The following is a 13,899-nucleotide window of genomic DNA, read 5'->3' as shown; positions in this document are numbered from 1 at the left end:
TGTTGTTTTCAATCATCTTTATAGAATAATTTAAAGGCTGGCACATATTTTCGCCATGTTTAAGCAAAATAAATGCCTGAGTTGAGTACAGCTATAACAATGTGCAAATTTTTTATCTACCTAAAATAAATAAAGCGCCTATATACTAGAAAGAGAAAGTACAGGTGCTTAATCCATCTGTACGTTCAAATTATTGCGCTCAAACTTTCCTGATTAAGACTTAGAGGATTATTGATTTGCGAAAATTAAATCGAGTGCACTGTCGTAGTCTGCTGCAAAGTAAAATTGAAATGCCGTGACTTTTGAGGTGAGGAATTGCTGAATTTCTTCCGTCGCACCCGCCACATAAATTTTAGATACTTGATGTTGCTGCGCCAGGCCAAGTAACTCGATCGTCTTTTCCAGTGTTTGATCATGCCCAATAATCAGCGCACCAACCGTACCCTGTGGCTGCTTATATAATTGCATACGGGTGATATTGCTGTTTTTAAGTGCGTCTGACATATGTATTCCATACAAAGAAAGGATAAAAAAAGATCAAAACCTTTAGAAATCCAGCTGAATCATACTATGTATCAATTTCAGTAGATTCCGCTTTGTTTCAGTCCTGCAAGTTAAGATCATTAGAATTATAAGCTCAATATATACAAATATACTTTTCAAATCCAATCGCTTAGACGACTCCCTCCAAAAAGCACCTGAGCTCTCAAATAATCTCAGTCTTCTAATTTGGATTTGATTGCATACTTCTGTTTAAACCATGCACCAAGATGTTTCTTTTTCAACAGTTTAAGTATTTTGAGAATTCATTAGACATAGCCATACGCATCAATATTATTTTGTTACTTTTAAATTAATAATTTATTTTCAATATCTTAATAAAACAATATGCCGTATATCTGCTTTAAAATGTCTACTCAAAACATTTGAGCATGCGTTTTGCATCTACTTAATTGCCAAAAGCAAAATCATCAGGCTAAAACAAAAAGAGGTGCATTATGTTTATTAAAGAACACATCATCCGTATTGAAAATATGAAGACCCTGCAAGCGCTTGATGCTGCAAATATCGACCATAAAGTAATTGCAATGTTTATGACTTGCGAAGGGATTCCACTCAAAGCCTTTGAGGTCAGTTCATTACTTAACTCATATAGTGCATTAGGCACTAAAAAAGTCGCGTCTAAAAAAGTGCAAGCCTTAATACAAGCCAAACAAGTTGGAGAGGAGGACGAATCGATCCCATGCCCAGCCGCCTATTAATAATCCATTCTGACTAAAAGCTGCATCATCACTATGCAGTTTTTTTATTTGTCGACATATCGCCTGAGCTGCCGCAACTGAAATTGCAAACCCGTCTTTAAACAGAGATGTGTATAATCAATTTAACCTTTCAAGAAACGCTGGCAACATGTTCAATATTCTACGCAAACAAATGGATGAAAGTACACAATGCCCGTTGTGTCGTGCATCAATGTATTGGGTAGATGCTGAAAAATTAGATGAGCAAGAATTTAATTTTTATCAGTGTAGCCACTGTCATCATCAAATATTTCCAGAACAGCAATACAACTGTCATTGTGAAAACTGTCAGGCTGCGCGAAAAAAACTACTAAAAGAAACCCGTTTACAAGAACAGCGTAAACTCAAAAATAAAGATATCGTTGAACGTGAATTAAGTGAACTGAGTTTTTTACAGAAACTCTTTTTGCTGGCTTTATTGGATAATCACGTCCAAGAACATACGGCGCATCAAGAATTTATCGACTGGGACGCTATTAAGTATCATAACATCAGCCCGAATTATTTCTTCCAACAATCACTCAAAAAGCATCTCGTGCATGAGCAAATTTTGATTGTGAAAGATGATGCGCTACAAGCTGAACAGTATTATATCAATGTCCGTCTGGATGGCTATTCGGAGCCCAGTCTTTTTAGCGTAGCGCAGCAACTCCGTCATTGGTTTTATGAAAATTTAGCCTTGGGTGTTCCGTTTAAAAGTGCTGACGAAGTGAAAGAATGCTTGTATCTCCTACTTTTTCAAGAAATTGTGCAATTCATGCAGTTTTACTGTAAGACATGGGGTATTCAAATTGCAGGGAATAAAAGCTTTCAAGTGTTCTGTTATCGCCTACTCGACCATCTAGCGGTTGGGCAGATTTATTATATGATTCAGTCAGCACTCGAATATCTACATAAACAAAAAGCCCTGCAAGTTCGTAATGAAAATTTCATTAACACCAATCTGTTAAAAAAGACCTTACAGCAATACCGTGAACGTGGCTTACAGGAAAAATGGGAAACTTTTACCCTCCCTCGTCCGCCACAACTCCCCTTTAGTAAAATGAGTGAAATTTTGCTCTTTAACTTTTTAGGACTCGATGAAAGTATCTTTGTGCAACCAATACGCTATGCTTGGAAAAAAATCGAACCTCGCTTAAATTTTTATTCCACAAAGCGTTGCATGTACTGTGGTTCACAAGAACTCTCTGTCGATTATGATGCCGCAGATTATGTGACCCTGTTCTGCCGTAATTGTAAACATCAAGACCATTACTTCACCCGCTAAGGGAGAAAACGATGAATCAATCTGAAAATTTTGAAACGACCATGAACAGTGAATTGACTGAATTAAATAGCCCGCTTTTACAAAGCGTCATCAATGCGTGGATTGAACTTCAATCCAAACAACCTTTGGTGCATATCATCACCAATGCAGTCGCGAGCAATTATGTGGCCAATGTCCTTTTAGCTGCGGGTGCTTCTCCTGCAATGATTGACAATCCCTTTGAAGCTGAAAGCTTTGCCTCGATTGCCAGTGCATTGAATATCAATTTAGGCACGCCAACATCTGAACAAATGCAGGCCATGCAAATTGCTGCACAAACAGCACAAAATTTAAATAAACCTTGGGTGCTTGACCCTGTCGGTTATGGCCCCGTTTTGCCATGGCGATCTGAAATGGTTGACCAATTACTCCAATACAAGCCAAGTATTATTCGCGGCAATGCATCAGAAATTAGCGGTCTTGCAGGTAACCAAGGAGAATCACGTGGTGTAGATAGCACGCTCAATAGTGCCGAGATTTATTTAAATGCTGTGCCCTTGTTAGAACACTGTGAATGTGTGGCAATTTCAGGCGAATTAGATTTCATCTTATCGAAAGAAATGAATGCAGTGATACAGATTAATGGTGGATCTTACTTACAACCCAAAGTGACGGCTTCTGGCTGCGCTTTAGGTGCGTTAACAGCGGCGTATTGCGCCGTAAGTGAAACACTAACTGCTGGCACGATCGCAGCACATTTGCACTTTGCGATTGCGGGTCAAAAAGCCTATGAAATTAGCTCAAGTGTCGGCAGTTTTAATGTTGCTTTTTTAGATGAAATTTATAATCTCAATGAAGATGATTTCAATCAACTTGCCAACATGCAAATTTATTCACTATAAAGCTATGATACCTTGAGAAAACAAAAACAGCTTGAGTATAGGACTCAAGCTGTTCAGGGATTCATACTGTTTTGTACTAATTAATATGCGAAAAAATTTACTGTGCCGTACTGTCACTTGCAGCATTGGCATCAAACATTTCTGAATCTTCGATCGTTTCTGTTGGATTACTCAAAATCATGTCGAGGTCATAGTCCCCCGCATAGACAATATTTTTTATTTTTGAACAGTCGCCATCACTCATTTCATAATTTAAGACTTTGGCTTCATCACCAATTTTAAACTCAGCACGAACAACGTTTTTATTTTCATCAAAACTCAGTTTAGGCTGAACGCCTTTTTTCGAATCTTGCTGCGGATCTTGGCTATCCGTGAAAATATCAAAATCCACATTACACTCTTGTCCCGACTGCTTACAGTTAATTTCTGCTTGCATACGTTCCGCTAACGATGGCTCAAAATAGGCAGTAAGTTGATCTTTACTCAAAGCGTGCAATTTCAACTCTTGATCATAAATTTGTTTGACCAATTTTTCCGGTGCAACACATTTCTGCGATTGCTCTTGTATTTTTTGCTCTGCAGGCTGACAAGCCGTTAAAAAGACTGCCGCACCAAAACCTAATAATCGATATATCGTCATTTGTCGCATAACACATCCATGTCCATCATTAAACTGCTCGCCCAACTGCCAGATTCATACTTGCTTCAAAAATGGTTGAAACATTTAATTTACAAATACACATTAACCCCATGCCATCAAAATAATCTGGCACGTGCTGCATAAAAAATTGAACATGTTCATCAGATTTTTTCCGTAGCCGAACCAATTGCTCAGGCGTCACCTTCGGTAAATCACAACGATGAACAAAAATATCCTCAGCCCGATGCTGCACATCATGCTGACGGATTTTATAACTATTTAAAACATCCGCATACTCAGTGGGCATCGGGACACCATGCCTTGGATAAAACTTAACAGAGCACGAGGCAAATAATGTATATACCTTTGGTTGTGCCAATGTAGCCACAAACCACATCGGAATCGCTGGAAATCGAATCTGATGCTGCATCGCCACTTTAATCGCCGAGTTTAAGGTCAGGTTTTTCCGACGATAATCAACCAATACCCCTGCCCGTGAATTAAAAATAAAAATCGGCCGATTGTTATGCATAATTTTTAATATACGCACAATATTTTGCCCGATCAGTTTATCGTGCTCAAAATACTGAATGATTGGTAATGCAACAATATCGGGGTCATGCATGTATTGATAGAGTTGCTCAATCTTAGAAGTTGGGAAAATACATTGATCAAACTCCCAGAGCCGTTGAAACAACTCATGTTTTTCTTCAGTCGTGAGTTTACTAAAATCAATGATATTCTCAGTGATCGCCATACCAACACCCATTTTCTTAATGGATTAACTTTGAATTTCTTCAAAGTACCTAGTTATAAAGTTTTCCGAAGCGGTATTTAAATGAAATAAAATTATTCATAGATCATCAATGATGATTAAAACCCCAAGTTAAAAATGAATCGCTATTTACCCTCATGCTTTTTTAAAATCAACCCTATCAATATTTTTTACTTTTGAACCGCTTTAACCCTCTAAAAGCTCAAAAGTTGCAGCGCTTTTTGACTGTTACATCATGTAAATATAATACGTTTTAACATCGTGAATTGCAGCCCTCGTTATATAGGATTTCTTATACTTTCTAGTCATAAAAAAGACAGCTTCGAAAAGCTGTCTTAGGGTCATTTTTAATATTTGAGCATTAGGCCTGGTAATAGATATCAACCGTTTTAATGCGGTTTTCATCCATTGCCGTGACTTTAAATTGAATGCCTTTAAAATCAACCACAGTACCGACTTCTACATTGCCGTGGGTCTGATCTAAAATGAGACCTGAAACACTGATATAACCATCATCTTCTTCGATCAAGTCCAGCATTTCCAATTCAAGTTCTAACTGATACAGATCGAGCATGCCTGAAGCTTTCCAATGTTCATCATCGATTTTAATCAAATCTAGTTGTTCATCAGCATCAGGGAATTCACCAGCAATCGCTTCAAACACATCGAGTGGTGAAATCAGACCTTGTACCGCACCAAACTCATCCGTAACCAATACCAAAGAGCCTTTAGAAGTCCGCAAGGTATTAATCGCATCAATCACCTTCATTTTTTGGAAAATAAAGATCGGACGATGACGTTTAATCAATGCTTTTAGATCATCTTCACTGTCTAGAACATCAATAAGTTCTTTCGCGCGGACAATACTAATCACTTTATCCAAGCTACCACGACACACAGGGAATAAACTGTGCGGCACAGAAAGGACTTGCTCACGAATTTGTTCAGTTGTGTCATTTAAATCCACCCAAGAAATTTGATTACGGGGAGTCATGATCGACGCAACTGAACGCTCTGCAAGCGTCAATACACCACCAATCATGTAACGCTCTTCGTCTGCAAAGGTTTCTTGCGCCTGATTACCAACTTGATCGGATTCTAAGCGCCCACCCATCAGTTTTAAAATACTGTCTGCAGTACGATGGCGTAATGGAATTTTCGCTTCATGTTTTTGAGCATTGCGTTGACTAAACTGGTTAAAGGCTTCGATGACAATCGCAACACCAATACCTGAGTAGATATAGCCTTTCGGAATATGGAAACCAAAACCTTCTGCTATCAAACTAATACCGATAAGCAATAAGAAGCTTAAACATAGGATCACGACGGTCGGATGTCGGTTTACAAAAGCCGTTAGCGGTTTAGATGCAAGTAACATCACTGCCATTGCCACAATCATTGCAGCCATCATGACATAAATGTTGTCGACCATGCCGATCGCTGTAATGACAGAGTCTAAAGAGAAAACCGCATCTAAGACAACAATTTGCGCAACAACTGCTGTAAAGCTGGCATATGCCACTTTTGTTGTCACTTGAACTTCTGGTTTTCCTTCTAATTTCTCATGTAGCTCTGTGACCGCCTTATAGACTAAGAACAATCCACCAAACAATAATATGAGATCTCGACCAGAGAATGTCCAATCAAAAACGGTAATCAGGGGCTTTGTTAATGTGACCAACCAAGAGATTGCAAATAACAATCCTAATCGCATAAATAATGCGAGTGAAAGACCAAGTACGCGGGCTTTATCACGTTGTTCTGGAGGGAGTTTTTCTGCCAAAATGGCAATAAAGACTAGGTTATCAATCCCTAGTACAATTTCTAAAATAATTAATGTAAGTAAACCAACCCAGATTCCGGGATCTAACAAAAATTCCATTAGCTCTCTTCCTCATTCTGGATTGTAAGAATATCTTCAAGCAGACCAACGCACGGCGACGGATCCATAAATTTAACCTGTGTAACTAGAGACCATTCCATTATGCATAATCTTGCGCATTTGTAATGTATTCAAGCATATTTTTTCGCAGCAACAATATGACAAAATGTTAAAAACGCTGAATGTATTACAAATCGAATGGGCGATATAAAATACACATCTAGATGTTAAAACCTACTTTTTGAGATCTCCTCTTCCACTTTAAAAAAAGTATGAATTCACCTGACTTTTAATTAAATGTAATTAAATACGTTGTATGAGATTGTATGACAAATCTAATGAATTATTTATTTCTACCTTTTGGTAAAAAATATTAATATTCAATTCAAATTAAAAACTTATTTATTTTCACTACACTATCTCTATACCCAACCTTATTTTTAATTTCTGTTAAGCATTTAGACAGAATATCAATATAATCTATTTAGATAATCTAAAAATGAGATATCTTCTACTTTCTATTTTTTTATTGTGAACTCTTGCTATTACCCTCTATTTTTCAATAGAATGTTAAAACATTAAATAAAATTAAAACAAATATTCAGGGGACTCCTTTATGACAAAAAAGTATTCAAAATTTTTACCATCCACCGATGACTTTAGTTTAGAAAATTTTCCTTTCTACTGGGTTACTCAGGTGCATTCACAATATGTTTTAAACGTCGACCATGCATTGAAAAAGTATGGCGTTGATAATTCACGTCGTCGTATCCTGCTCGCACTCAAGTCTAAACCACATGCTAGCGTTTCAGATTTATCTGAAATGGTCGTATCTAAAATGTCGACCACAACCAAGATCGTTTATCGCTTAAAAGATGAAGGCTTGGTAGATACTTATTCTTGTGAAGATGATGCACGTATTACCCGGGTTGTATTAACTGATAAAGGCACTGCAATGACGCAGAAGATTAACGATCTAACGAATGTCGTTCTAGAGCAATCTTTTGAAGGCTTAACACCCCTACAAATTGAAAAAACCATGGAAAGCTTAAAGCATATCTTTAAAAACTTAGCTCGCTAAGCATTTGCATCACCGAAATATCAATCGAAAAAGTTCAGTTGGGGACTGATTTTTTCGATTTTTATTTTGGGTGCGTGCGCACATTCAAACTCATCAACAGGAAAACCCTGTACAAAACTTTGGATGTTGGGTGATTTCCAACTTAGCCATTCCTCTAATCGCGCATGCGGAATCACAATGACCGAGCGCTTTACATTGCCCGGCTCATGAAAGTGTTTCATCATCTCATGCTGAATAGCATCCATCGTAATCATGGTACTTGAACGTACAATCTCGTCACCTTGTCTACAAATGTCATATAAGGCAGCTATATAAAACGCTTCTCCATCTTTGCGCTTAACACTCCAACGCTGCGGCTTATTATCGATATACATTGACTCATAAAATTCAGACACGGGTATTACGCCAAACTTACATTTTGAAATCGCATTAATAAACGTAGGCTTTTGATACAAAGTTTCATTTCGGGCATTATAGGTTTTAAGTGCAATTGATTTGTCTTCGGCCCATTTAGGCACCATGCCAAAATTCACTTTTCGCCACTCTAGCCCTTGTTCAGACTTAAAGAGTAGCGGCAAATCATAATTTGGATAGACTTCCTCAGGATATTCAAAGCTGATTTCAGGCAAGTTTTGAGACTTTAATTGCGATAAGGTAATCGGTTTGAAATTAGCACACATATTTGCCATAATCCGCAAAAATTCAATCTTTATAATAAATGAAAAATCTAGACCGAAGTCGCTTTATCGTTTAATTCTAATTTCAAGCCTATATTCAACCGCACATGCCGTAAAAGTCTCTGTACATACCGTTTCATTTCTACCTTTTAGTCTCGACGCGCTCTATTTCAACGAATATCCATTTAAACAAGACCTAATCAATGAGACTGAGATTCCTGCAGGCAAGTACCGCATTCAATATAAGCATTTACGCAATCAGCAAATCATCAATTCGAATCACTGGGTTACGGTCAAAAATCTTCCCAACACCCAAGAACAACAATTTTCATTGGTCATCTTGCCTAATGGTGAAGTAATCAATGTCTCTGACTTTAAAATTAAATCTCCAGAGATGTTTCCTGAAATCCGTTTTGCAAAACGTGCTCAAAATAGTTATCGCTTGATGCAAAATCAGCAAAGACAAAGAGATCAGTTTGGCGTGATTCTTCCTGACGTAGATGAAGCCCACACGACAGAATTAGAAGATCAATTTGGCTGGTTTACGGTGAACGAAGATGAAGGGCGTGTCAGGACTAATTGTACAGGCACGTTTAAAATCAACCCTCAAGATGCGCTCCCCTATTTCACTACTGCAAATTCAGCTCTTCAGTTTAATTATCAACAAGGAAACAAAATACATAACGCATATTTAGCGTTTAGTGATAACAATCCGCTTATTCCAATTGCAGATCGAACAATTCATAAGGCAACAGATTACAAAAATGGCTTGAAGTTTGATGTGTATATTCACAATATCCAAAAAATGAAAACCGAGAGTATTTCTTCTAATTATTCAATCTACAATTACAAGGTTCAGGTCAAGCTGTATATGACGGCCTTGCAGCGTAAACCTATGCTGTTGATGAATCACAAAATGTACTATCAGGATAATTGTTCAAGCCAAGATATTGGCTCTTTTCTGTATTACAAAACACGTTGGAGTCGTTTTTGGGACTATATACTTCCTGATATTTCATGGAAATAAACTAGAAATGTCCTGCATAACAGAACCTGCAGTGAAGTCTATTGCACAAGATAAAATAGACTTCAATTTGTGTATTTTAAGCAGGGAACGTTTGCCAATGGGTGCGGGTAAATTCCTCAAATATCCACTCACCATTAAAGCGACCAAGGCCTGAATTCCGTTCACCGCCAAAGGGTGCATTAGAATGATCCGCCACACTGATGCCATTGATATGCGTCATGCCTATATCGAGTTTGGCCGCAAACTCTCCGCCGCGTGCTAAATTTGAGGTACATACCGCACTCGATAAACCAAATCGGGTTGAATTCGCCAATTCAAGTGCATGCGCTTCATCTCGCGCTTTTAAAATCGGCAAAATTGGCCCAAAGCTTTCTTCTAATGCAATATCAGCGTGCGCATCCACATGGGTGAAAATATGCGGTGCAACTAATTGACCTTCTATACCGCCTGCATAGGCTAAAATCGCATCTTGCTGAATGGCATTTTGAATAATGGTTTTTAATTTATCGATTTGCGACTTATTGATGATAGGGCCTATCAGAGTTTCGACATCATTCGGATCACCGACCACAATGCTTTTTACCCGTTTAATTAATTTTTCAACATAAGCATCGTGCAAGGATTCATCCACAATCACTCGATTGGTACTCATGCAGATTTGTCCTTGATGCAAAAAACGCCCCATCACGGTCAGTTCAACGGCTAAATTTAAATCTGCATCATCTAAAATCACTAAAGGCGCATTGCCGCCAAGTTCCAGCGCTAAACGCTTAATCCGTGAACTTGCCAAACCTTTCACCCCCACCTGTTGACCCACTTCAGTTGAACCTGTAAATGAAATCATTTTAGGCACAGGATGCTCTACAAAATAGTCGCCAATTTCACTACCACTGCCTGCAACAACATTTAACACACCATGTGGCAAACCCGCTTCTTCAAATAATTTCCCGAGTAACGTTCCACCTGTGACTGGTGTGTCACTTGCAGGCTTCAGCACGACACTATTGCCGCAAGCAATCGCAGTCACCACTGAACGCATCGATAAATGAAATGGAAAATTCCAAGGGCTAATCACTGCTATGACTCCCAAGGGTTTGCGCAGTACAAAACTCTTGCGGCTAGGGTCTTTACTCTCTAGCTCCATAGTTTGCATTTTTTCAGGAAAACTCAGCGATTCTTGGATAATGCTGAGCGCCGCATCAACTTCAATATTGGCTTTTAAACGTGTACTCCCAGATTCATCTATCAGCCATTGAATAATTTCTTCTCTGCGCTGCTGAATGGTTTGAGCTAATTTGTTGATAACTTGCTGACGTACTTTAATAGACTTGGTCTTTTCTGATTTAAATGCTGCTTCTGCCGCACTATAAGCACTGTCTACATCGACACTGCTGGCAGCCTGCAATTCAAAAATTTCTGCTTGACTAAAGGGATTTATATTGTTGATGTATCGCGTTGAAGTCCCTGCTCGCCATTGTCCACCAATATATTGCAAATCTAATGCTGTATATGCTGACATCGCTTCCATCCTATTTTTATCATTCATCCCAATGTAAAGGCTTCAGCATTGAAAAGCTATGAGAAAAACAGGATAAAACTTTATAATTAATTTCTTTTACAACCTTATACTTTAAACAGGCTGATGAATCTGCCGCATCGCTTTATAGATTCGCCAATAAATATAACAGCTAATGATGACTTCAAAACTTAGATCTTTAACTGTGGTGAGTTGCTCAAGCGCAGCCTCCTCCATGTTAACGGTCAACATGGGTAACAGCCCTTCGACAACAACAGCAATCAAGATAAAGAGGACTAAACTCTGAATCGTTATGGGCAAATACAATGCAATAAAGCGCTTTAAAAAATCTCGGCCTTGCTCGCCGCCATTGGCTTTAAATATGGCATTCACCCAGCTAATCAGCAGACCAACTTGTAAAACAAACGAAGCCCAAGCTTCGGTTGCTTTAGATTCTGGGGTTAAGGTCAGTGCTAAGTAGCTAAAGAAAATCAATATTGAGCTGGCAATATAGTAGTTTTTATAATGGGTTTCAGAGACTTTATTCAGTCTTAAATCATCCACCAACCGATTTACATTCCATATATACATGGCGTTTCCTTTTCATTTTTTATGTCGACATTCTAAATTTCTCAAGCAATAAAAAAAGCCTCCGAAGAGGCTTTTTTTGATTTACAGATTAGTCACCTGTATAACCTTTTAATTTTAAACGGTAAGCATGAAGAAGCGGCTCTGTATAACCAGAAGGCTGCTCGCCACCTTTGAATACTAGGTCATAAGCAGCTTTATATGCATAACCATCAAAGCTTGGTGCCATTGGTGTGTAAAGTGGATCGTTGGCATTTTGCTCATCCACAACTTTCGCCATGCGCTTAAATACTTCTTCAACTTGCTCAGCAGTTACGATACCGTGACGTAACCAGTTCGCAACGTGTTGAGAAGAAATACGTAAAGTTGCACGGTCTTCCATCAAACCAACGTTGTTGATGTCTAGAACTTTTGAACAACCTACACCTAAATCAACCCAACGAACTACATAACCCAAGATACCTTGAAGGTTATTTTCGAGTTCTTTGGTTTTCTCTTCTTCAGACCAGTTTGTATCTGTCGCTAAAGGCGGTGTTAACAAGTCATCTAAAGATAGCGGTTGAGTATTCAACAACTCTTTTTGACGCTCAGAAACATTGCACTGATGGTAATGGATCGCGTGAATAACAGCACCAGATGGAGACGGAACCCATGCACAGCTTGCGCCAGCTTCTGGATGCTCAATCTTAGTTTTATACATATCAAGCAACATATCTGGTTTTGGCCACATGCCTTTACCGATTTGCGCTTTACCACGTAAGCCGGCTTGAAGACCGATCATCACGTTACGGTTTTCATATGCAGGGAACCAGATTTGAGACTTCACTTCGCCTTTACGAACGAATGGACCTGCTTCCATGAAAGTATGGATTTCATCACCCGTACGGTCCATGAAACCTGTATTAATAAAGATCGTACGATCTTTCGCTTGCGCGATACAGTTTTTCAAGTTCACAGAAGTACGACGTTCTTCGTCCATGATACCGATTTTCAAAGTCTTCGCAGGTAGACCAAGCGCTTGTTCAGCACGCTCAAATAATTCAACTGCAAATGCAACTTCTTCTGGACCGTGCATTTTTGGCTTAACGATATACATAGAACCTTTACGAGAGTTCTTGTTTTCGTTTTCACCTTTAATATCTGCAAACGTCAATAACGGTGTGATCAATGCATCCATGATGCCTTCGTAGATTTCAGCACCATCTACAAGGATCGCAGGGTTTGTCATCAAATGACCTACGTTACGAAGCAACATCAATGAACGACCGTGAAGCGTAGTTTCACCACCGATTAAATTTTTGTGCGTACGATCTTTATTTAATGTACGCGTGATGGTCTTACCATTTTTCTCGATTGACTCAGAAAGCGTACCTTTCATTAAGCCTAACCAGTTACGGTAGCCTTCAACTTTCTCTTCAGCATCAACTGCTGCAATTGAGTCTTCTAAGTCTTGAATTGTGGTTACCGCAGCTTCAAGAACTAAGTCTTTAACGCCCGCAGCATCAGTTGAACCAATTGGGCTCGTCGCATCAATTTCAATGATTACATGCAAACCATTGTTTAAAAGTACGATTTCGGTTGGCGCAGCTTCGTCACCATTAAAACCAACAAACTGAGCTTCTTTCGCTAAAGTTGCAGTTGAGCCATCTTTTAGGCTTACAACTAACTTTTTGCCTTCTACCGCATATTTAGTTGCATCTGCATGCGAACCATTAGCTAGCGGGAAAGTTTCATTTAAGAAGTTTTTAGCAAATTCGATAACTTTTGCGCCACGAGCTGGGTTATAGCCCTTACCTTTTTCCGCGCCGTCTTCTTCAGAGATCACGTCAAAACCGTAAAGAGCATCGTAGAGTGAACCCCAACGTGCGTTCGCAGCGTTTAAGCAGTAACGTGCATTACGTACAGGCACTACTAATTGCGCACCAGCCAATAATGCGATTTCTTCGTCTACATTTTCTGTGCTGATTTGGAAATCTTCTACTTCTGGTAATAAGTAGCCAATTTCAGTAAGGAAAGCTTTGTAAGCTTCGAGTTCAAATTTGTTGTTGCGGTGCCATTCATCAATTTTAGCTTGAATGTCGTCACGCTTAGCCAATAGTGCTTTGTTCTTTGGGCTAAGATCGACAACGACTTGTTCAAAGTTTTTCCAGTAAGTTTCACTGTCTAAACCTGAACCCGGTAGTGCTTCATTTTCGATGAAATCGTAAAGTTCTTTAGCAATCGCTAACTTGCCTTTTTGAATACGTGCAGTCATTGTCTTTCCT

General features: G+C 38.8%; 13 protein-coding genes. 5 read left to right on the top strand and 8 right to left on the bottom strand.

The window, feature by feature from the left end:
* Positions 1–228: 228 nt before the first annotated feature.
* The gene (locus FTU34_RS03265; protein ID WP_078193640.1) at positions 229–504 is read right to left on the bottom strand and encodes a hypothetical protein; all 276 of its coding nucleotides are present in this window, start codon (positions 502–504) and stop codon (positions 229–231) included.
* A 494-nt stretch (positions 505–998) separates the two neighbouring features.
* Between FTU34_RS03265 and FTU34_RS03260 the strand changes: the two genes are divergently transcribed.
* From FTU34_RS03260 to thiM, 3 genes are all read left to right on the top strand, one after another.
* On the top strand, positions 999–1,262 hold the full coding sequence (locus tag FTU34_RS03260) for a hypothetical protein (RefSeq protein WP_180034707.1): 264 nt from the start codon (positions 999–1,001) through the stop codon (positions 1,260–1,262).
* A gap of 148 nt (positions 1,263–1,410) precedes the next feature.
* Positions 1,411–2,568 carry a hypothetical protein gene (locus FTU34_RS03255; RefSeq protein ID WP_180034706.1) on the top strand — a complete coding sequence of 386 codons (1,158 nt, stop codon included), beginning with the start codon at positions 1,411–1,413 and terminating at the stop codon, positions 2,566–2,568.
* Positions 2,569–2,579: 11 nt separating this feature from the next.
* Positions 2,580–3,449, top strand: coding sequence for a hydroxyethylthiazole kinase (gene thiM / locus FTU34_RS03250; RefSeq protein WP_180034705.1), 870 nt, complete (start codon positions 2,580–2,582; stop codon positions 3,447–3,449).
* A 97-nt stretch (positions 3,450–3,546) separates the two neighbouring features.
* Here the strand turns inward: thiM and FTU34_RS03245 are convergent, their stop codons facing one another.
* From FTU34_RS03245 to FTU34_RS03235, 3 genes are all read right to left on the bottom strand, one after another.
* The gene (locus tag FTU34_RS03245; protein ID WP_180034704.1) at positions 3,547–4,098 is read right to left on the bottom strand and encodes a DUF3828 domain-containing protein; all 552 of its coding nucleotides are present in this window, start codon (positions 4,096–4,098) and stop codon (positions 3,547–3,549) included.
* 19 nt (positions 4,099–4,117) lie between these two features.
* Positions 4,118–4,846 carry a hypothetical protein gene (locus FTU34_RS03240; protein ID WP_180034703.1) on the bottom strand — a complete coding sequence of 243 codons (729 nt, stop codon included), beginning with the start codon at positions 4,844–4,846 and terminating at the stop codon, positions 4,118–4,120.
* Between the two features lie 379 nt (positions 4,847–5,225).
* Complete coding sequence (locus tag FTU34_RS03235; protein ID WP_180034702.1) at positions 5,226–6,746, bottom strand: transporter associated domain-containing protein; 1,521 nt, start codon at positions 6,744–6,746, stop codon at positions 5,226–5,228.
* A 616-nt stretch (positions 6,747–7,362) separates the two neighbouring features.
* On the opposite strand from FTU34_RS03235, the gene FTU34_RS03230 reads away from it, so the two are divergent.
* Complete coding sequence (locus tag FTU34_RS03230) at positions 7,363–7,827, top strand: MarR family winged helix-turn-helix transcriptional regulator (protein WP_078193646.1); 465 nt, start codon at positions 7,363–7,365, stop codon at positions 7,825–7,827.
* A gap of 20 nt (positions 7,828–7,847) precedes the next feature.
* On the opposite strand, the gene FTU34_RS03225 is transcribed toward FTU34_RS03230, so the two are convergent.
* On the bottom strand, positions 7,848–8,507 hold the full coding sequence (locus FTU34_RS03225) for an SOS response-associated peptidase family protein (protein ID WP_180003049.1): 660 nt from the start codon (positions 8,505–8,507) through the stop codon (positions 7,848–7,850).
* On the opposite strand from FTU34_RS03225, the gene FTU34_RS03220 reads away from it, so the two are divergent.
* On the top strand, positions 8,491–9,531 hold the full coding sequence (locus FTU34_RS03220; RefSeq protein WP_180034701.1) for a hypothetical protein: 1,041 nt from the start codon (positions 8,491–8,493) through the stop codon (positions 9,529–9,531). The two genes, FTU34_RS03225 and FTU34_RS03220, sit on opposite strands and share 17 nt — an antisense overlap.
* Before the next feature lie 76 nt (positions 9,532–9,607).
* On the opposite strand, the gene FTU34_RS03215 is transcribed toward FTU34_RS03220, so the two are convergent.
* From FTU34_RS03215 to FTU34_RS03205, 3 genes are all read right to left on the bottom strand, one after another.
* A complete protein-coding gene (locus tag FTU34_RS03215) occupies positions 9,608–11,050 on the bottom strand; it encodes an aldehyde dehydrogenase family protein (protein WP_180034700.1) in 1,443 nt (480 codons plus the stop codon).
* A gap of 111 nt (positions 11,051–11,161) precedes the next feature.
* Positions 11,162–11,638, bottom strand: a complete 477-nt coding sequence (locus tag FTU34_RS03210) for a hypothetical protein (RefSeq protein WP_180034699.1) — start codon at positions 11,636–11,638, stop codon at positions 11,162–11,164.
* An 88-nt stretch (positions 11,639–11,726) separates the two neighbouring features.
* Positions 11,727–13,889: a malate synthase G gene (locus FTU34_RS03205; protein WP_180034698.1), complete on the bottom strand. Its 2,163-nt coding sequence runs from the start codon at positions 13,887–13,889 to the stop codon at positions 11,727–11,729.
* Positions 13,890–13,899: the final 10 nt, after the last annotated feature.

This window comes from Acinetobacter sp. YH12094 (assembly GCF_013419295.1).
GTDB lineage: Bacteria > Pseudomonadota > Gammaproteobacteria > Pseudomonadales > Moraxellaceae > Acinetobacter > Acinetobacter amyesii.
This window is presented reverse-complemented; position numbering and strand designations above follow the sequence as displayed.

Coding starts and splice junctions, on each gene's coding strand:
- FTU34_RS03265 (WP_078193640.1), bottom strand. CDS start 504: ATGTCAGACGCACTTAAAAACAGCAATATCACCCGTATGCAATTATAT.
- FTU34_RS03260 (WP_180034707.1), top strand. CDS start 999: ATGTTTATTAAAGAACACATCATCCGTATTGAAAATATGAAGACCCTG.
- FTU34_RS03255 (WP_180034706.1), top strand. CDS start 1,411: ATGTTCAATATTCTACGCAAACAAATGGATGAAAGTACACAATGCCCG.
- thiM (WP_180034705.1), top strand. CDS start 2,580: ATGAATCAATCTGAAAATTTTGAAACGACCATGAACAGTGAATTGACT.
- FTU34_RS03245 (WP_180034704.1), bottom strand. CDS start 4,098: ATGCGACAAATGACGATATATCGATTATTAGGTTTTGGTGCGGCAGTC.
- FTU34_RS03240 (WP_180034703.1), bottom strand. CDS start 4,846: ATGGCGATCACTGAGAATATCATTGATTTTAGTAAACTCACGACTGAA.
- FTU34_RS03235 (WP_180034702.1), bottom strand. CDS start 6,746: ATGGAATTTTTGTTAGATCCCGGAATCTGGGTTGGTTTACTTACATTA.
- FTU34_RS03230 (WP_078193646.1), top strand. CDS start 7,363: ATGACAAAAAAGTATTCAAAATTTTTACCATCCACCGATGACTTTAGT.
- FTU34_RS03225 (WP_180003049.1), bottom strand. CDS start 8,507: ATGTGTGCTAATTTCAAACCGATTACCTTATCGCAATTAAAGTCTCAA.
- FTU34_RS03215 (WP_180034700.1), bottom strand. CDS start 11,050: ATGTCAGCATATACAGCATTAGATTTGCAATATATTGGTGGACAATGG.
- FTU34_RS03210 (WP_180034699.1), bottom strand. CDS start 11,638: ATGTATATATGGAATGTAAATCGGTTGGTGGATGATTTAAGACTGAAT.
- FTU34_RS03205 (WP_180034698.1), bottom strand. CDS start 13,889: ATGACTGCACGTATTCAAAAAGGCAAGTTAGCGATTGCTAAAGAACTT.